The sequence below is a fragment of the Paenibacillus alvei DSM 29 genome (genome assembly GCF_000293805.1).
Classification (GTDB): domain Bacteria; phylum Bacillota; class Bacilli; order Paenibacillales; family Paenibacillaceae; genus Paenibacillus_B; species Paenibacillus_B alvei.
The window spans coordinates 102831-122187 of record NZ_AMBZ01000005.1; the positions used below are offsets into that span (position 1 = coordinate 102831).

General features: G+C 48.3%; 18 protein-coding genes, 1 pseudogene and 1 other annotated feature. Of the genes and pseudogenes, 1 reads left to right on the forward strand and 18 read right to left on the reverse strand.

Going from position 1 to position 19357, the window contains the following annotated elements; all coding sequences use genetic code 11:
- Window positions 1-285 precede the first annotated feature (285 nt).
- Both pheT and pheS read right to left on the reverse strand, forming a co-directional pair.
- Window positions 286-2730, reverse strand: coding sequence for a phenylalanine--tRNA ligase subunit beta (pheT, locus tag PAV_RS17355; RefSeq protein WP_005548530.1), 2445 nt, complete (start codon window positions 2728-2730; stop codon window positions 286-288).
- 286 nt (window positions 2731-3016) lie between these two features.
- Window positions 3017-4051 (reverse strand): phenylalanine--tRNA ligase subunit alpha, encoded by a 1035-nt coding sequence (gene pheS / locus PAV_RS17360; RefSeq protein ID WP_005548532.1) that lies wholly within the window; start codon window positions 4049-4051, stop codon window positions 3017-3019.
- Window positions 4052-4101: 50 nt separating this feature from the next.
- Window positions 4102-4383, reverse strand: a binding site (T-box leader).
- A 316-nt stretch (window positions 4384-4699) separates the two neighbouring features.
- On the opposite strand from pheS, the gene PAV_RS17370 reads away from it, so the two are divergent.
- Window positions 4700-6025 carry an NCS2 family permease gene (locus PAV_RS17370; RefSeq protein ID WP_005548534.1) on the forward strand — a complete coding sequence of 442 codons (1326 nt, stop codon included), beginning with the start codon at window positions 4700-4702 and terminating at the stop codon, window positions 6023-6025.
- 86 nt (window positions 6026-6111) lie between these two features.
- Here PAV_RS17370 and PAV_RS33565 read toward each other — a convergent pair whose 3' ends face one another.
- From PAV_RS33565 to PAV_RS17450, 16 genes and pseudogenes are all read right to left on the reverse strand, one after another.
- On the reverse strand, window positions 6112-6267 hold the full coding sequence (locus PAV_RS33565; RefSeq protein WP_005548537.1) for an XkdX family protein: 156 nt from the start codon (window positions 6265-6267) through the stop codon (window positions 6112-6114).
- Window position 6268: 1 nt separating this feature from the next.
- Window positions 6269-6874, reverse strand: a complete 606-nt coding sequence (locus tag PAV_RS17375; RefSeq protein ID WP_005548539.1) for a hypothetical protein — start codon at window positions 6872-6874, stop codon at window positions 6269-6271.
- A gap of 16 nt (window positions 6875-6890) precedes the next feature.
- Window positions 6891-9458, reverse strand: coding sequence for a hypothetical protein (locus PAV_RS17380; protein ID WP_005548541.1), 2568 nt, complete (start codon window positions 9456-9458; stop codon window positions 6891-6893).
- Window positions 9458-9742 carry a hypothetical protein gene (locus PAV_RS17385; RefSeq protein WP_005548542.1) on the reverse strand — a complete coding sequence of 95 codons (285 nt, stop codon included), beginning with the start codon at window positions 9740-9742 and terminating at the stop codon, window positions 9458-9460. The genes PAV_RS17380 and PAV_RS17385 overlap by 1 nt, the downstream gene beginning before the upstream one ends.
- A complete protein-coding gene (locus tag PAV_RS17390; RefSeq protein WP_005548544.1) occupies window positions 9739-10326 on the reverse strand; it encodes a putative phage tail protein in 588 nt (195 codons plus the stop codon). The genes PAV_RS17385 and PAV_RS17390 overlap by 4 nt, the downstream gene beginning before the upstream one ends.
- Window positions 10319-11419: a baseplate J/gp47 family protein gene (locus PAV_RS17395; protein WP_005548546.1), complete on the reverse strand. Its 1101-nt coding sequence runs from the start codon at window positions 11417-11419 to the stop codon at window positions 10319-10321. The genes PAV_RS17390 and PAV_RS17395 overlap by 8 nt, the downstream gene beginning before the upstream one ends.
- Entirely contained in the window at window positions 11412-11834 is a 423-nt protein-coding gene (locus tag PAV_RS17400; RefSeq protein WP_005548547.1) for a DUF2634 domain-containing protein, read from the reverse strand. The genes PAV_RS17395 and PAV_RS17400 overlap by 8 nt, the downstream gene beginning before the upstream one ends.
- Window positions 11831-12127: a DUF2577 domain-containing protein gene (locus tag PAV_RS17405; protein WP_005548548.1), complete on the reverse strand. Its 297-nt coding sequence runs from the start codon at window positions 12125-12127 to the stop codon at window positions 11831-11833. The genes PAV_RS17400 and PAV_RS17405 overlap by 4 nt, the downstream gene beginning before the upstream one ends.
- Window positions 12128-12129: 2 nt before the next feature.
- Window positions 12130-13103, reverse strand: a pseudogene (locus PAV_RS17410) (XkdQ/YqbQ family protein).
- 31 nt (window positions 13104-13134) lie between these two features.
- The gene (locus PAV_RS17415) at window positions 13135-13611 is read right to left on the reverse strand and encodes a LysM peptidoglycan-binding domain-containing protein (protein ID WP_005548550.1); all 477 of its coding nucleotides are present in this window, start codon (window positions 13609-13611) and stop codon (window positions 13135-13137) included.
- A 202-nt stretch (window positions 13612-13813) separates the two neighbouring features.
- The gene (locus tag PAV_RS17420) at window positions 13814-16132 is read right to left on the reverse strand and encodes a phage tail family protein (RefSeq protein ID WP_005548552.1); all 2319 of its coding nucleotides are present in this window, start codon (window positions 16130-16132) and stop codon (window positions 13814-13816) included.
- A 309-nt stretch (window positions 16133-16441) separates the two neighbouring features.
- On the reverse strand, window positions 16442-16864 hold the full coding sequence (locus tag PAV_RS17430) for a phage tail assembly chaperone (protein WP_005548554.1): 423 nt from the start codon (window positions 16862-16864) through the stop codon (window positions 16442-16444).
- A 46-nt stretch (window positions 16865-16910) separates the two neighbouring features.
- On the reverse strand, window positions 16911-17372 hold the full coding sequence (locus tag PAV_RS17435; protein ID WP_005548556.1) for a phage tail tube protein: 462 nt from the start codon (window positions 17370-17372) through the stop codon (window positions 16911-16913).
- A gap of 1 nt (window position 17373) precedes the next feature.
- Window positions 17374-18690: a phage tail sheath family protein gene (locus tag PAV_RS17440; RefSeq protein ID WP_005548559.1), complete on the reverse strand. Its 1317-nt coding sequence runs from the start codon at window positions 18688-18690 to the stop codon at window positions 17374-17376.
- Entirely contained in the window at window positions 18690-18902 is a 213-nt protein-coding gene (locus tag PAV_RS17445; protein WP_005548560.1) for a hypothetical protein, read from the reverse strand. The genes PAV_RS17440 and PAV_RS17445 overlap by 1 nt, the downstream gene beginning before the upstream one ends.
- Window positions 18895-19314, reverse strand: a complete 420-nt coding sequence (locus tag PAV_RS17450; protein ID WP_157266944.1) for a phage tail terminator family protein — start codon at window positions 19312-19314, stop codon at window positions 18895-18897. Before PAV_RS17450 ends, PAV_RS17445 begins: the two co-directional genes overlap by 8 nt.
- Window positions 19315-19357 lie beyond the last annotated feature (43 nt).

Consider the following 19357-nt stretch of genomic DNA (forward strand, 5'->3'; position numbering starts at 1 on the left):
ATCACCGCTCTTTTCCTCCTACGTATAGAGGAAAGTCAAGTTTCATTTCATAGATTTTTAGAGCAAAAAAACATCTCATATACCCTGCTATTTCAGGGTTTCCCTATTATAGGGGCAGCAGTAGCGGAATTGCAAATACAGGCCTTTTAGGAACTCTCTATGTATATTTCTTTATTTCTCTATTCTAGGAATGATATAGAATTATCACTCTTTGTTTGCCCATAAAAAAAGTTGGGAGCGGAATATCCGTCCCAACTTCTTGATCTTCTATTTATAGATGCTGCCTTACTTTCTCAACTCTGCCTTGAAGTTCGATTCGATTGCTGCCACGACCTTGCCGTGAAGCTCTGTAATCTCTTCGTCTGTGAAGGTATGCTCTGGATGACGATACACGAGTGAAATCGCAACGCTCTTCTTGTCTTCCGCAACATGCTCACCTGTGTAGACGTCGAACACATTTACAGATTCAAGCAGCTCGCCTGCAGTCTCCTTAGCAAGCGCAACGACTTGCCCTACCTCGGCGCCACGATCCAACACGATCGCAATATCTCGATCTACAGCCGGATAACGCGGAAGGCTGCGGTATTCAATATCGAAGTCTGCCGCATCGATCAACGGCTGCATCAAAATCTCGGCAACATACGTGTCTGCTACATCCTTGGCATGTTGTACCTCTGGGTGCAATTGACCAATGAAGCCGATATACTGTTCCCCGTGTTCTCCCGTCAAATATAGCGACGCGGAACGTCCTGGATGCAAACCTTGCGGGCGATCTGCCGCATAACGCACACGTCCATCCAAACCAAAGTACGATACGAGGCTGTCAAGCACACCTTTCATATCATAGAAATCAACCGGTTCTGCCTTCACATTCCACTGTGCAGCATTGCGCTTGCCTGTCATCAGTAAAGAAGCAACCAGCACTTCCTTCGGTTGAGCAGTCAACTGCTCTTCCTTCGTCAGATGCAGTGTGCCCAGTTCGAAGATGCTTATATCCTCGTGCTTGCGGTTGCGGTTGTACACCGCTACATCAATAAGCCCTGGCGTCAGGTTCGTGCGCAGCACACTGCGCTCTTCGCTCATCGGCATTGCCAAGCGAACAGGCACTGCATCTTCCAAGAAGGATGGGAACAATGCTGTATCCGCAGGGTTTGTAAAGGAATACGTCACGACCTCATTCAAGCCATTGTCTGTCAACACACGGCGGATCGCACGGCGGATGCTTTGTCCCTTCGTCAGATGGCCTGGCGTTGTCGAACCTTCTATAGCCGTTACCGGAATATTGTCATAGCCGTAAATACGCGCAACTTCCTCGATCAAGTCTACATCGCGCGTAATATCGCCACGGCGAGTTGGCACTGTGATGGCGAAGCTGCCTTCGGATTTTTCAACAAATTCGAAGCCAAGACGCTCCATAATTTTGCGAACCTCTTCGGATGTTAACGATGTACCAAGCAAACGGTTTGTTCTATCCAATGTCAGCTCGACTACTTTGCGTTCCAAAGATGCTGTTTTCTGCTCTACGATCCCCGCATACACTTCACCGTCAGCAAGTGTACGGATCAGTTCAGCCGCACGGTTCAATGCAGGTATGACCGCCTCTGGATTCACTTCTTTCTCGAAGCGCAGAGAAGCTTCGGAGCGCAATCCCAATTGACGGGACGTCTTGCGTACCACGCTACCCGTGAAGTGAGCGGACTCAAGCAAAATGTTCACTGTATCCGAAGATACTTCGGAGTTCTCACCGCCCATAACTCCTGCAAGCGCAACTGGCTTCACGCCGTCTGTAATGAGCAGCATATGCGGTTCCAGCTTGCGTTCTTGGCCGTCAAGCGTAACCAGTCCCTCACCTTCATTCGCAAAGCGAACGTCGATCGTTCCTCCACCATTCAGCTTATCTGCGTCAAACGCATGCAGCGGCTGTCCATATTCCAGCATGACGAAGTTCGTTACATCAACGATATTGTTGATTGGACGAACGCCTGCTGCAAGCAAGCGATTTTGCAGCCACAATGGAGATGGCTTAATCGTTACGCCTGCAATATAGCGTGCTGCGTAGTGCGTGCAGCCTTCCGCAGCGCTAATACTAATCTTCACTTTGCTTGAGGCAGCTTCAGCGCTTTCCTTCACATCCTGCTCTGGCAAACGCGCAGGACGCTCCAGCAACGCGCTTACTTCATGTGCAACACCGAGCATGCTTAGGCAGTCTGAGCGGTTTGGTGTAAGGTCAAGCTCCAGCACATGATCGTTCAAACCGAGCACGTCAGCGATTGGTGTCCCGAGATCTGTATCTGCTGGCAGTACGAGAATGCCTTCCTGCATTTCCTTCGGAAGCAGCTTGTCATTCATGCCAAGCTCCTTCGCTGAGCAGATCATGCCTTGGGATTCAACGCCGCGCAGCTTAGCGCGCTTGATTTTCATGCCGCCTGGCATAACTGCGCCAATCGTAGCAACTGGAACCTTTTGTCCTGCATCTACGTTTTTCGCGCCGCACACGATTTGCAGTTTTTCTTCTGCGCCTACGTCTACTTGGCACACGTTCAGCTTATCCGCATCTGGATGCTTCTCCTTGGATACGACATAGCCCACGACGATGTGGTCGAGTCCTTGATTGCGGTTCTCCACCGAGTCGATCTCGATACCGGCACGCGTCATGCGTTCCGCGATTTCTTCAGCAGAAACGCCGGTCAAGTCGATATATTGCGATAACCATTGGTAGGATACGTTCATTTCTCGCTCTCTTCCTTTCTTCTGTTAAGAGGTGGTTCAAAAAGTCCGCTTTTGATCACAAAGCAACACAGGAAGTAACTCGACATCGAATCTCGCACTCACTCTCGAAGAGCGAATGCTTTCGATGTAGGTTTCCTTTGGAAACATTTCAAGTGCTCATGTAGTTTGCCTGCACTCCGCGCTTCCTTACAAGTTTTGCAAAGCAAACTCGCTACGAAAGCATCCGCTTCAAGTTCCCGCAACCTTCTTGGTGCTGAAAACCGAACTTTTTGAACTTTTATTTTGACTACATCCGCGCGAACTGCTGCACGAATTTCATATCGTTCGTATAGAAATGGCGAATATCGTCCACGCCGTATTTCAACATGGCAATACGCTCTACACCCATACCGAATGCGAAGCCGGAATACTCCTTCGGATCATAGCCGCCCATTTCAAGCACGCGCGGATGAACCATACCTGCTCCCAGAATCTCGATCCAGCCTGTTTGTTTGCAGATTCGGCAGCCGCTGCCACCGCATTTCATACAAGTCAAGTCGACCTCAACGCTTGGCTCCGTGAACGGGAAGAAGCTTGGACGCAAGCGAATTTGTGTTTTGGAACCGAACATTTCTTGCGCGAATTGAAGCAGCGTTCCCTTCAAGTCACTCATGCGGATGTTCTTATCGATCACGAGTCCTTCAATCTGATGGAACATGAAGGAATGCGTTGCGTCATCGTCATCGCGGCGATATACGCGGCCTGGGCAGATAATTTTAACGGGCCCTTTTCCCTTCATTGCTTCCATAGTACGCACTTGTACCGGCGATGTTTGCGTACGCATCAGGATGTCTTCGGTGATGTAGAACGAATCCTGCATATCGCGTGCAGGGTGATCCTTCGGCAGGTTCAGCGCTTCAAAGTTATAGTAGTCCTGCTCCACTTCCGGACCTTCTGCTACCGTGTATCCCATACCGATGAAAATGTCTTCAATTTGTTGAATAACCTTGTTCAGCGGGTGAACCGCACCAACCGTCATTGGGCGGCCCGGCAGTGTCACGTCAATTGTTTCTTCCTGAAGACGACGCTCCGTCTCTTCACGGAGAAAAGCCGCCTGCTTCTCCTCGATGAATGTCTCAATGGCTCCGCGCACTTCGTTCGCCACTTGACCGATGAGCGGACGCTCTTCTGCCGACAAGCTGCCCATGCCGCGCAGTACTTCTGTCAGCTCACCTTTTTTACCGAGGAATTTAACACGCAAATCATTTAAATGACCTGCATCCTTTACTTGCTGCAGCTTTTCCAGCGCTTCGGCGCGCAGTGCCTGTAAACGCTCCTTCATTGTGTAAGCCCCCTTCATTTCCACTCGAAATAAAAAAAGGCCTTCTCGTCACAAGGGACGAGAAGACCGTGGTACCACCCTAATTAGATCCGATTGGCATGCACTCCGAATGCGGAGGTTATGATCCAATCCAAAATCTCACTTGTAGCAGCAATAACGTGCCGCGAGTCCGGGAACCTCTACTGCAGCAGCTTCACCGTACGTGACGTGCCAGTTCAAGGTGCCTGCTCCGGAGTGAATTTCGACAGTCCATTCTTCAGCAGCGCTCTCAATCTGCGGCGCTGCCTCCCTGGCAAGCGGTACTGTGTACTTATCTCCATCTTCGCATGTGTTGACCATAGTTTTGAACAATCAATTAGTTATTTATTATATGTAATTTCACGGGTTGATGCAAGGTGGATCATTGTACAAATTGCAGGAAAGTCAAACATCACTTGATTATTTGAAGTGGTCATGTGATACAATAAGAGCAACTTATGCGCGAATTTGTATTCGGGCATAGTTTTTTATGAGTGCATATTCAAAAAGGCCGGTTTTCAGCACAAACTACTTTCTGTCGTTCTTCGTGATCACAAGTAGACTTTTTGAATTTCCTCTATTTCATGCTAAGGGTTGGGTGAGGGGCTACGATGGAAAGCAGGTTTACGATTGGTCCGCCAAAAGGAACATATACAATCGAAGACAGAAGCATCCTTGAATGACGCTTCTGAAGCTGCGCGAATCAACTGGCGGCAGGAACTGCTGGCCGGTGTCGTGTCCTTCTTCGCTATCGTCTATATTGTCATTGTAAATTCATCAATATTGGCAGATGCAGGCATACCGCAGGAAGCGGGAATTATCGCTACCGTGCTGGCCTCAACTGCAGGCTGCTTGTTGATGGGCATATGGGGCAGATCCCCTATTATTCTTGTGCCCGGCATGGGCATTAACGCGATGTTTACCTACACGCTCGTGCACGGCATGGGCATGACGTGGCAGCAAGCGCTGGGTGTCGTGGTATTATCCGGTGTTTGCTTTACGGCAATTAGCTTCACGTCACTTGCGGGGCAGCTGCGGGCAGCAATCCCAGAATCATTGCAGGAGGCTATTTCTGTAGGGATCGGGCTTATGCTCGTTTTAATCGGTCTGCAAAAGGGCGGCGTTATCGTCCTCAATCAGTCTACGATGATTGCATTGCAGTCCTTTGCTGATCCTGGAGTGCTTGTTACCCTCGCGACATTGGCTCTTACATGCATTCTGTTCATGCGCAACGTTCCGGGCAACTTGCTCATCGCCATTATTGCAGGAACGGCTCTCGCTTATGCAGTTGGTGCAGTGCCTAACGCTGGCGCAGCAACAGGCGGGTCTTTTTCGTGGGCTGCATATGGGGATGTATTCGGTCAGTTCACGTTTCAAGGCGTGTCGGCTGTTACGCTTGCTGTAGCAACCTTCTCGCTGACGCTCGTCATTGTGTTCGAAAATGTGGGGCTTGTAAATGCGCACCTGCAAATGAGCGGGAATCCGGAACGATTTAAGCGATCCTTGCAGGCCAATGCGATTTCCGTCATTACTTGCGGATTGTTCGGCACAAGCCCGAATGTCTCGACGGTTGAGACTGCTGCTGGCATTTCTGCCGGTGGTCGGACGGGGCTCACGTCTATCGTGACGGGGATCCTGTTTGCGGGTACATTGGTTGCATTACCGGTACTGACATTGGTACCTGATCAAGCCGTAGCTCCGATACTGATCTTTATCGGCGGCCTGATGATGCCAAGCGTGAAAAAGATCGAATTCGATGCGATGCACAAGGGTCTTCCCGCGTTCTTCATTATCGCATTTATCCCGCTCATGCACAGCATCGTTGACGGGATTGCAGTCGGATTTATCAGCTATGCGTTGTTCCACCTTGCCGTGGGCAAGGGACGCGAAGTGAAGCCGCTGTTCTATGGGATCTCATTGTTGTTCGTTCTGCACTTTGTGCTGCAGACGTTGTAGGATTACAATTAGAAAAGGGATAGGGCCGGCGAAAGTCGGCCCTTTTCGTTGTGAAAGGAATCGAGAGGGTAAGTTTTAAACGGGGGCTATATTGCGGAGTATGTCTCACCGGTAATTTCTTTAAATTGTTCTGGCGTAATCTTGCCAAACTCGCAGAACTTCCCGACATATAACGAATCTTTCGGATCGTTTTTGTAGATCCCCATATCATAGTAACGTTTAATCGTTGTGAACCAGTCCATATTAGATCACTCCTTTTTCAGCTAGTTGTAATAGTAGTGTTGCATGATCTTGCGTAAGCTCAATGTTTTGGGAACGCAGCTCGCTCGTCCCTTCTACGTGTTTATCGCTCTTCGCTTCCAGTTCGGCAACATGAAGCAGCAGCTTCGCATTTTCGAGACGCAGCTGATCCAGCTCTGTTGGCAATGGCTTTGGCTGCAAAGCTTCAATTTCTTCCTCCGTTAGGCCGTTGCTCCAAAAGGAAGATGCGTCTACTGATGCAGGACGCTGCGGTGCAGGCTTCCCGCTCGTCGGATCATGTTTCGCTAGTGCTCCAAGGTATTCGACGTATGCGAGGTCGTAGTCTGCTTTTGCTTTGCGATAGCCGAGTACGTCAAAGGTTGGTTCGTAAAGACCATCAGGCAGCGGAATGGCTACTGTGTATCCGACTAGTTTCGTTTTAGCTTCAGTTGGTAGATTGTCGTCATTCTGCTGCGAAGCTAGTAATTCTGCATCATTGGAGCCAGTTTGAACCGGCTCCTTTCTATCAAAAACGCCCGTCACGGTGTCCGCAACGAGCGTTGGTTCAATGTATTGACCGTTCAGGTCGATTATGATTGCTTCTTTCAATGTAAGACCCCCTTCGTTATTTTTCAGCTCGGAACGAAATACCTTCTAAACTAAGTAACTCGCTCGATCCTCGTGTTGGATATACTGAGCCTGTTGCTCCCGAGATGTCAATGCGAGCTAATACTCCGTCGACTCCACCTGATCCTTGTGAGTAAGTGGCGTGACAGGAACTGTGGGAAGGACGATATCCCTGCGGGAGTATGAATATTGCCGTATTACCGTCAATCACTCCACCTTTAATCAATCCACGCAGATGGACAATGCCGTTGTCGTCTTTGTAATACTGCGGAGGCGCCCAACGATCATCCCACTTAACCCAACCGTTCAAAAGCGCCGGCGTAATCCATGAAGGAGACTCTTTCTCCGCCTTCTTCGTCTCAACCACGCTCAACCGACGCTCCGTATCACTTGCCCACGCGACCATATCCGTTACCGTGCCGCGTAGATTTGCCGCTATGCTGCCGCTGATTGTCGCTGATAGCGTTGGGTCTAGCATCGTATATGTTACGTGGTAGACTGCAGTAGGGTCGTAATTTGACGGTAAAAATCTAACGTGCTGCTTGCCATATGCATTAGCATCATTTTCGATCTTGGCGGTATTATCAACCCATCCATTGCGGTAAGCCCTCGGCATGCGAGACACCTTATTCTTTAGTAGGCTTCCACTTACTGCTGTATTGTTTATATAGTAATTTCCATTGGGCGAATAGTACGTAGGATTCGCCTTCTCACGAATCACAACGCCGCTGCCGACCTCGACCATATTCCAGCCTTTTGAGAGCGTCAGGCCAGTTTCGTAGTTACTAGCGGGTTCGGTCGTTGGCTTCGCTTTTAGATATTGGAGACTGTAGGGAGTGTATCCCGTGTCATTCATCTTAGTTGGCACAGTGTTAGAATACGTACCTTCAATAATCGGCGCATCTGTTGCTCCTGGGTGTTTCGGCCCTACACCGTTATACAGCTTATACCACGCCTTCGTGCCTTTCCCGTTCCATGCTGGGAAAGAGTAATCCTCGTTATTTCCCATCTTCCAACCCAAGAAGTACGCCTTAATTTCTTCCGATGTTGGTTCATAGCTGTCTCCCCATCCACTGTCTGTGTTGGAGATGGTAAAATAGACGTGTTCATCATTTATACGTACTAAATCTGCTTTCGACCAATTCACTATCGGAATATCGGACACTGCAAGTAATTTACCATCATATTTGGTAGCAAATAGTTTCCCTTCATCGTCGTTATCAAATTGAGAATCACTGTTTCTAGCAAGGCCCTTTATCATCACAGACTTGAATCCTGTATTTTGAACAGTAGTTCTATCATATATATATTGTCCGTCCAATATAGTGGTTTTCCATTTTTCCAGAACATACGGCAATCCATCATCACCCACGTAAAGCACGTCTTCATTGCTGCCGTCCAATGGATTAGCGGCGAGCTGGAATTCGGTTGCCCACATGGAACGTAATTGTGGCGCGAATGGTTGCGGTTTATCTCCGGGTACGAGCATAGGTTTTTCAATAACGTATCTGCCTGTCGCATTCTCTGACGTATATGCGACTAGCAATCGTACAGCCTCCTTCGCACATTTAAAAGTAATTGAAACATCACCTAGTTTGCTTTTGTCTGTAGTTAGGCTTGGAGGTACTTGTTTACCTGCTAAGTCTAGCCCCCATACATGGAGATAACCGCTTGTAGAACCCGAGAGCTGTGCGCTTAATGTATACGTTCCTTCTGGTTCGATTGGTACAATAATATGGCTTGTCTGCCACTGCTGAGTGGCGTTAAGTTCAATCGAGTAAGGGGTGAGAACTTTGACACTTTCGTACAAGTTCCATTCCGTGAACGGAGGCAGTAAGTTCCTCGAAGTTCCGATAGCATACGGATTTGTGACGTTTGTCATACTGTCTACGTATGGGTAACTAGCTAGTAATTCACTAATAGATTGACCGCTAACAGATTCTGAAACTCGGTACATTGCTACTTCGCTAACCTTGTTGACTGTATTTAACGCGTCTCCATTTGTGTTGTACTCATAAGCTACAACCGCGATCATGTCAGCCCAATCATCGATCATAGCTTGAGTTACTTCGATTATCCCACCTATTACATATACTTGGTTGGCCATAGGTTTGATAATCTCAGCAGCATAATTACGATCCGTACTTTTGCTGTAAAAGTATAAGCCAATTGCCTTACATGTTGTATTGTCAACGCGACATTTCGATCTTAGAAATAACAAATCCCCAACCTTTGGAACAAATCCGGTACTTGTAAGATTTGCAGATAATTGTGGATTAGGAACAGTACCAGAACCTTCAATAGTATACATACCATCACCGAAGCTCATCTTACCGCCATATGCTGACCATGAACGTCCTAATAAATTAACCAACGTCCGCCCGCGAATCTCCCCCATGCGGAAGGGAGTATCCTCTGGGACATCCACGATCTGTACACCCGGCTGCAACGTAATATCCTTATACTCCGCCACATGGGCGTCCTTCAGGCCTTGTTCGATGCGGTTTAGATCCTTTTCTGTAACGGTATCGTCATACTTCCAGTTCGTTTTAGCCTCGTATGGCATTAGGCCACCTCCTTCACTGTAATCGGCTGCTTGATGATCGTATCGGACGTGAGCGGGATGTAGACGTCATTCGACGTCAGCACCGTGCCGTCAGCAGCCCGAAGCTCGATCAGCGATACGCTGTCCACAGATCCAAGCGGAATCATATATTCCAGATTGACGACGCTCTGTGATACTTGCTTCACCGTAAACTCTGTAATCTCATACGTTTTATTCAGCACGACCTTGGCAATTCGCGTGTTGACATGGGTCGCCAGTTCTTTCAGCAGCGTTGATTCGATCATTTGATCTGCACCTCCGGCCCGCGCTCGGCAAATGGCGAACGTCCCAGCTTCCACGTCGTCGAAAGCCTTGTCGTCCGCTTCAAATCCGAGCGGTATATATTCTCATTCACTCCTACATTGGACAGCAGCGCCGTCTCCTGTTGATAGACCAAGTTGGCAGGCTTCACTGCGTATACCGTGTGCCCAACCTCCTTGAATACGGCGGCATCCGTAATGTTGGCAACGATGCGCAGCAGGAAGGCATCCGCATCCACAACAGCCCGAGCCTTGTCCTTGCCGAGCAAAAAGTCCAGCTTCTCCTGCAAATACCGGATCGTAAACGGCGGCTTCGTCGTGTAGCGGTTGATAATCCGTCTGCGCCGGAAATCGATCGATTCCGCATCGCGATCCGGGAGAATATTCAGCATCCGCTCCCGCCTTGCAATTGCATCCTCGCTTGCAGTCATGACGAACTGATCGTCGAACAGCCTTTGCATGGCGGCCAGCAGCTTCTCCTTTTCCCCATCCTGCGTCTCCATAAGCAGAACCATTTCCTTAACGTCATGGTAAAAGTCAGGCAAACGCTTGAGCAACGGTTCAGCCATTCAAGGTCACCGTCCCCATGACCGGCAGCTCTTCCGTGTCCAGCTCCACATTGGCTCCCTTGTCGTTCAGCTTCGTATCCGCAATATCTGCGATACCCTTTACATTCAAAATACGGGCTTCCAGTTGACTCACACGCACGACGGTGCGGTCTTCCTCTTTCCAGCTCATACGCAGCGTCCGCAAGTAATCGGCGATCACTTTTTCAACGTCCGCCTTCACCTGTGACACGGATATTCCCGCTTCAAGCGTAAGTGTGGTCGACACATGAATGCTTACGGATACTGCCCCCTTAATGGTGACGGTATGACCAATCGGCGCAAAGCCCATTCCCTTGCCTTGATTCACCTCTGGATCGATGATCGTCTGCACATCCTTCACCAGCTCAGCAGACGGAGATTCGAAGCTGCTCGATATGATGGTGCACTTTACCGTGCCTCCGCCTTTCCATACCGGGAATATTTTCACGCCGCCTACACCTGAAAGAGAGGTTACCTTCTTTTTATAGTCGGCTGCATTGCCCCCGAATGGCTGTTCATTCACGGCCTCGAAGAACCGACGTCTCAGCGATTCATCCGATTCCGCATCCGCGCCTGGCGCAATCACCTCCGCTAATTCAGCTCGGGCAAGACCATCTACGTAATCAACCGGCATTAAGGAGCCGTAGTATTCATTTCCTTTTGCGCCCTTGCTTTCACATTCGAGCACGAACACACCTGCCGATAATCGTTCGATGACTACATAATTAAGCTCAATCGTTGAAAAGCGGGATCTCAAAGGCACATCGAATGGCTTGCCTGCCGCATCATAAAACAATCCCTTGCGTTTGGCTGCTGTGGCCGGCTTGCGCTTCACTCCATATTCAGCCGTGCGCCGCTCCAAATATTCGCCGCTTGATGTATCTGCATATGACAGTTCATTTTGAAAATGCAAGTCCGTATAAGCCTGTACCAACTCCAAAGCAATCGGGGCAAGCGCATCGTAAATGATACTGCCTTCCCGCTTGTCCACGTCATTCGGAACGCGTTCCAGCATTCGCTCCATCATGTCCTCCAATCGAGGCACGTTCCAAGCATCTTGTTCCCATTCAGCCATCCATCTTCACCTCCTTCTTCATTTCCAACTGTCCTAAAACCGTCTCAACCGCAAAATGAACGTGCAGAGCGTCTCCCGTTTGCTCAAAGGCAAACTCGCCTACGCGCAAAATGCGGTCATCCTGCAGCAAAGCTTCCGATATCGTGCGCTCCAGCTCCGACTTCACGAATCCCAAGCTATAACCAAGCTGTGCGCGAAGCTCAGATCCATAATCCGGGCTGTAAATCAAATACTCGAAACGTTCCGTCAACAGAATTTTAAGCACGGCCTGCCGTATCGCATCCAAGCCATCTGTCATTCCTAAAATGCGCCCAGCCTCCATATCCAGCCGATAGGTGCGTGTAGGCTGCTCCGTATACTCCATCATCGTGGGAGCATCTTCAATCTCCGGCTCGAACCTTGACTTCGGGATCATGTACCCACCACCCTATCGAGTGCGACGTAGCTTTGTCCTCCCTGCATACGGGCGAGCAGCAGCCGATCTCCAGCATACAGCCCTTCACGGATCGTAACCTCTTCTCCGCCGATGCGCACCTTGTACTCGGTAAGCTGTTCCGTTATGACAAGAGCGGATTCCGGCAGAGTGAAGCGCTGCTCCACCTGCAAAGGCGATACGCTGAGCACCACACCATACAGCAGGGCAACCGGGCTCGATGCCTCCACCGCTCCTACACCCGCTTTTTTAATAATGTCCAGCATCGTCCTCATCTCTAAATCTCCTTCAACGTTAATGACATCGTATGTCCTGACCCGCTCCACTCCTGGGAGCATTCCTCAATGAGCCTGAACTGCTCTTTCTCCTGTCCCGGCACAAAAATAGGGATGTACATTCCGGCCCGAATGCGCACATCCCCTACAGCGTTTACTTTTAAGGTTTTTTCTCACGGTTATGGAGCTCCAGCAAATTTTCCCCAAGCTGCTTGATTTGAGCCCGATTCAGCTTGTCGTCTACCTTTTTATAAAGCTGCAAATGACCCCATTTCGCCAAATTATCACTATGTTTTGTCACATAAATCTCGCGTACGCCTTTTTCCTGATTGTCCCGATACAGCTTAATAAAGTTATACGTATCATCATCAATACTTATCTTATAGGAAATGCTCGTCATCTGACTGCCTTCGCCGATGAAGTATTCTGTCTTCCAGCTCTTCGCCTCCCGCAGCATGAGCTTCCCGAAATCATCATACAGCACGTAAATGTTTTTGGTGGCGATTAACGTCAGATCAAGCGCACGGAACATCATATCCAAGAGCTTCTTGTTGTCCTCCATAAAAGTCGGGATTTTATGCTTCGTATCTGCCAAATCTCCAACCTGGATATTGAAATTTTTGGCGATATGCTGGATCACCTCAGTAGCCGTCACATTTTTAAGCATGCACCAGTCATTCATCATCAAATAGCGCATCTGATCATAAGCAGTCAGCTTCACAGTATTGCTCTCATCCGTTTCAATGCTGAATACATAACCGTAAAATACAGGCACCCCATCTTCTTGCACGCGCACGATATCACCATTATGGATGGTAAAGCTGCGATCTTGAAATATTGCTCCCTTCATAAAGGAAATCGATATGCTGGCAGGCTTGCCAATGCGAGCGGTCGACCATGTCATGCTCGAGATCAGGTGTGACATGTCCCACGCGTTGCCATCGCGATTATCGACCAACACTTCCAACCTGTTCATTTCACAAATTCACCTCCTACGTCGCTGTGCCTCATTGCTTTCTAGGAAGTCGCAAGACACGATTCGGTTCCAATTCATGCAGGGCCTCATCTGCTGAAATGCCGTTCAGTCTTTGAATGTCGATTGCTTTTCTAGTGTCGTTGAAAAACTTTTGGGCAATCAAACACAGCTTATCCCCTGGCTGCGTCATGTACTCGGTTGTTCCTTTACGCTCATCTGGACGCGGCTGTGGCGGATTTGGCACATTGGTCGCACTTGTCAGCTTCCCGTTCAGCTTTACCTTTTTGGCCGCATAAAATTTATACAGCTTCAAGGAAATATCGTACTCCAGATCGCCAACACTGCCGGCAACTTCACGCCAAGTGAACTTATCAATCGCCATAGCGAGATTCATATGGTAAGTTGGCGTCGTAAGCACGAAGCGAATCGGACGCTTGGTCTCCATCCATTCACGCAATTGAATGATATAATCACTAGGCGGCAGCAATTTCTCTGGCGGGATATGCACATATGGCCCGTAATGGAGCGGAAAAAACTGCTGAATTGAATATCGGCCAGCTTTGGCGTATGGATGCTCACGACTTCCCCGATACCGACGATATCGAAGGACTGCAAATTTCCCGCTTCGCTGATCTCCAGCTGAGCTGGGTTTACAGGCAGCTCGATGACCTTCTCTTGGTTGTTGAAGCTCAAATAGATATGGTATCCACTCATCCGTACACCCCTTCCGCCGTTGACACGAATTCTTCCTCCAGCTTCTTCTCGATGCGATTGATTAACGTATCCATATCGAAGCCTTGATGGATATCACCTGTGTTTACCTGAACAGTCGGCGTTAAGGATACGAAGTTCTGGATGCTATCCATTTCTGCCAAATCGCGCATCATCTCTATGCTTTTATCCGTAATTTCAACTTTATTGTCGATGGCTCCGACTTTACCTACCTCGCCTACTTTCGGGATGTTCATCGGAGGCATTGTCCCTAGACCAGTAACAGGAACAGTTCCACCTTTCCCACTACCACTCCACGGATCCGTTTTGCCCCCTTGCTTGAATTTGGAAGTGTCAGGCATCAAGTTTTTAGTAAAGTCCATATCAGTTACATATTTCTGCGTATCTTTAAATGCATCAACGAGATTCGTTTGTTTCATGCGATAATCCGAATAATCCTTAACACCTTTACTACTTTTGGGTTCATAATCTTTTAATATATTTTCATATTCCCATCTACTTGCCAATTTGAATTCCGATCCAGTTAAATCATTGACCTTCTGAATCGCCCAATTTAGTGCATCAACAAATGAATTCACTAAGTTTCCGATAAATTGTAATACGGTCTGTCCAATCTCATAAAATAACTTTTGGACAGCGTAAGGGAAATCTATAAGCGAATTGTGAGCAAATTCAAAAAATGTGACGAGTAAATTCCACATATATGCAAAGATGTTTTTGACATACGCAAAAAATACAGCAAAGACCCCCGCAATGGTTCCAATAACCGCACTCGTTGATATTCCTAATGCATTTAACGCAGTCATGATTAGAACAATAGCGCCAATAATTAATAGCAATGGCCACGCTGCCATAATCCATTGAACAAGCCAAGCAACAGCTAGTGCAGCAGCTATAGCCCCAAGCACAAGCAATGCGTTTTCAACCAGATTCCAATTTTCCAATAGAAAACTCACAACGACCCCAACAACATTCGCTATGATTGTCATTCCCTTTTGAATGCTAGCAAAAAACGGATCAAATCTACCCTCAAGAAATGCTAGATTTAGAAGATCGAGAACTGGGCCAAAGCTTTGAAGAGCAGACTCACCAGTGGCTGCCAACAGTCCATTGAAACGATTTATCGCTCCCTCCCATTTCTGAACTGGACTATCCATAAGTAGTTCCATAGATGCTCTTCCCATATTCGCCTTATTCATTAAAGAATCAAAAGCTTGAATAAATCCATTTAAATCGCCAGTTTTTGAAAACGACTCTAGCTTTTCTTGCTGCTTTGCACTAACTGGAATGTTTAACTGTTTCAATAGATCAGCGCTATTTCCGAAGTAGGCTGCTTTCATCAAACCAGCTGATTCCTCTGGATTTCCACCCTTCGCTTGTAAGGCGGATAAACGCTGTACCATTTCATTCATACGAAGTAAATCTTGAGTATTTTTAGTTACAGAAGTTAGTGCCAAACCGGATTTCAATGATTTGTCAACATCCTTACCATTAAGCAATGCTTGAGCCCGCAAAGCCTTAAATGCCTCAGTCCCTTCTTCCCGATTCCCGAACTGAGCATTGAAACGAGCTCTCATATCTTCTGATTTTGAAGCACCTTTAATCGCATCTAAGCCCATATTTTGAATGAATCCAAGTATTTTGGGTCTCATTCCATCTAATAATTTTCCTACTTTATTACGAAAAGAATTATGAACTTCTTCTCCTTTATTTCCTTGCTCGCTCTTATTATTACTGTCATTAGCTATTTTGTTATCACCAATAGCTTCAGAAGATGGGCCTTGCCTAGTTTTCTGCTGCTGAATTCGATTGTACCCGGAGGTAGCCCGATTCCATCCTTTATGAATGCCATTGTTAGCCTGCTGCCACGCTCTATTGATGTTGTTCCCCGCCTGCTTCCAGCCGCGGTTTATTCCAGAGTTCGCACGCTGCCATATCTGATTCATGCTGGAACCAGTTTTCTGCCATGATTTATTAATGCCGTTGCTGGTTCGCTGCCATGATTGTGAGATTTGATTTGCCGTCTTTTGCCATGCTTGAGATATCCCATTGGCTGCTTTTTGCCATGCTTGGACAATTGTATTTGACGCCTTTTTTAAAGACTGATTGATGGCGTTTATCGTTTTTTGCCAAGATTGATTAATTGCAGTTGCAGTTTTCTGCCAAGTCTTCGTGATCGCTTCCACCGACTTCTTCATAACTTGATTGATCGTTGTGCTTACCTTGGCAAAAGCATTAGCAAACGTCTGAACTGACTTTGCCGCGATCTTTAAAGCCTGTAATGACTGCTCATCCATCTTCTTCCCTCCCCCTGTCCGCAAGATGAAGAGAGCGATCCCCCATCTGCACCCAAGCTGCCCCAAGGGAGCTGCCATTGCCATGCCGACTGTGAAATCGCTGCTCTAATGTCCGCGGTTGTTCCAAAGCCTACTACCGCTTTTTGCGCATACTGCGCTGTGCCTTGCGCTCTTCATCCACACGGATGTCGATCATCGCGTAGACGGCGGCGCGTTCGCGAACCGGGAGCGCAAGCAGCTCATGCGGCAGGATGCGGAGCTTATGGAGGGCGTAATAGGCATAGTTCGCTTCGCCATCGCCCTCGCGAATTAGTTTTTTACTTCATTAACAAGCTCGTTCATGTCCTGATTGAAGCCGTTCAGCGTCTGCACCTGCTGCAGCAGGCCCGTATATTCGCCAGGCAGGAGCATCTTGCGCAGGAGCGCCTCCGCACCCATGACGCCATAGGACTGTTGAAGCTCTGCATTTTTCAAGTCTGGATACACAACGCTTGCCACAATCAGCTTTGCGGTATATTCATTGAAGTCGATTTCCGGCGTAACAACCCCGCCTTTGCCCTTTACCTGCTTTGTGGCCGACTTGCGGCACTGCTCATTTTCCACTTCACTCATACTGCGCAGCGTCCAGGCAACCGGCTCACCCTTTTCATCTTTGAAACGTGGGGACACAACGAATGGCATCTCCGTATTGGGTTCTGCATTTTGGGCAAAGAAATAGCTTAATGTAGTCATCTTCAATCGCTCTCCTCATCTTGAATGGTAGTTATGTTATTTAAAATTACACTGTAGGTGCATTAAAGTTGCTTAAAATGTCAACATCATCAAATGTAAACTCCAATTCTTCCTCCAAAACGTCGCTCTCTGTATCCAGCTTCGCCATAACGACACTGTTCAGGTTCACGTTCTTCAACATGATTGTCTGCGTGCCCACCGAAGAAGTAGGATCTGCGTTTGTCACATTAATCGTAAAGTTTGTATCCTTGCCAGTCTTAATATAATCAAGCATCATTTTACGGAACAAAGCTGTCATATAGTAAATCGTCATGCTGCCTGTTCCCGACCAGCCGGAGGTTTTATGCTGTGTGGCGCGGCTGCCGAGTGTTTTAATTTCTGCTTTTTGTTTTTCTATTTTTGCTTCCAACGTTTTAATATAGAACATTTCTTCATTTTTTCCATTAATTTGCGCAAAAGCCGTGCCTTCACGACCCGAAATCGTATCCTTTGCTTGTAAGAAACCCATCTTACTTCACCTTCACTTTCATGTAAATTTTCTCTACTGCATCGACCGGCTGCACATTCAATTGAATGACGATACTGTCCGAAGCCTCACCCTTAGCAACAAGCACATCCGTCTGTGCGTCGAACGGCTGAATTGCATTCAAGCGCTCAAGCTGATCCAAATATGCAATACACGCTGCACGGAACAATTGACGTCCTTCTTCATTATTGTTTGTTTTCCCGACATACGCCGTTTCGAAAATCCGCTTCATATCGTTGGCGATGCCGTCCAGCACGCGAATAACGCGGTTTTTGGAGAACGGCTGGCCCTTTTCCGGCGTATATGCCGTCAATGTATTAATATCTTGCTCTACCACAGCATGGCCAAGATGGTGTACAAACACGAATTCACCCTTGCGCAGAGCTTCTTCCACCTGGGTATTTGTCATGCGAACATCAACGTCGACCGCATCTTCGTAAGCGGAATACGTCAACGACTCATTCATCGCTGCCGCTGCTGTTGCCGCAGCTACCCATACTGTTGCTTGAGCAGCATTCAATATTGTGCCGTCTGCCAGCTTTACGCCATTTTTGACGCTAATGATGCCTTCGTTATTCGCGGTTGGATATTGAGCCATAACCGCCTGAATCTTCTTCCCTTCATCTTCACGCATACGCTTCACAAATGCCGCATAGACAGAGCATAGCGCGGCATCAGTGGAAGGAAGCGCAACCGTATGGAAATCATGAACGGCAATCGCTTCGTGGAAAGATACATGATCCGCATTCACCACATTGCCGTCATCACCGCCTGTAAGCGGCAGACCTGCATTTGGTTCAATTGCACCTGTGCCTTCGAACTCAACCCAAGCGTTTGCAATCAGCTTTTCAGCTTGCTGCACAGTCTGGCTATCCACAATGCGTCCGCTAACTTTTGTAATGACATCCACCTTCGTATTGTCGTTCACATTCGTCTGCACGACGAGTTGAATATCGTTGCCGCGAACACCGCCAAAGCGTGCTTTCACTTTCAATTGATTGTGAGTTGCAGCCGCCTTTGCACCTTCATTCAATCGATACAACAGCACCTTCTTCGCACGTTTGAAAGCCTCGCGCACCAGCAGAAGTGCGTCATCCGTCAGCTCGTAACCTAGCTGCTCGAATACAGGTTCCCCTGCATGCAATTCCAGCACTTCTTTCACTGGCCCCCAGCTAAGCGTTAACGGCAGTGCCACAATCCCCCGCTCGCCAACTGCTCCCGATGGAGCAGCCTCTCCTTGAAAGCGTACATATACGCCTGGTCTTACTTTATTTTGCGTCGTCCATGTTCCTCCAGCCATTACTTTACCTCCTGAATTTGAAATTGGTACAGCAGCGCATCGATCTGCGCCTTCGTGTACTGCTCATTACTGCTTAGAAGCGCATGCAGCATGTCTCGCTCGCCTGCACTCCAGCATTTTGCCTTCAGCCACTGCTCCTTCGCAAAGGCGAATTCGCCCGCAGCCTCGGCATGTTCCACATTACGCTTGTCCTGCTTGTTTGCATCAGACATCTCGAATGCGTCCCTCCTGCTTCATAGCATTCATCTTGCTTGCTTCCTCTCGGGAACGCGCCAGCATGTACTCGTACTGCACTTGAAACCGCAGCTTGCGTTCAACGATTTCATGCTTCAAGCCTGTCCCCCTGCATAAGCCGCCGCCTGCTTCAATCAGCTCCAGCGCGTCGTAGAGCCCATCGGCAACATCATGAACAGAAGCCTTTCCGTCGGGATAATAATCGACCTCAAATGCTGCTCTCGCCTGAAAGCGGCGTTCGCCAACGCGAGTTCGTTCCCCTCGCACGAGCTTGACGACCAAGCACGGCGCTTGCTCGTCCGTTCGTTCTTCTGCTTCGAGCACGGGGATATCAGGGAAATATTCGCGCACCCGTCTCATCACCCCTTGCCGAATCTCGCAGCTTCGCAAGCCTTCACCTCCTATCCTGTGGTACAAAAAAACCGTTATACAG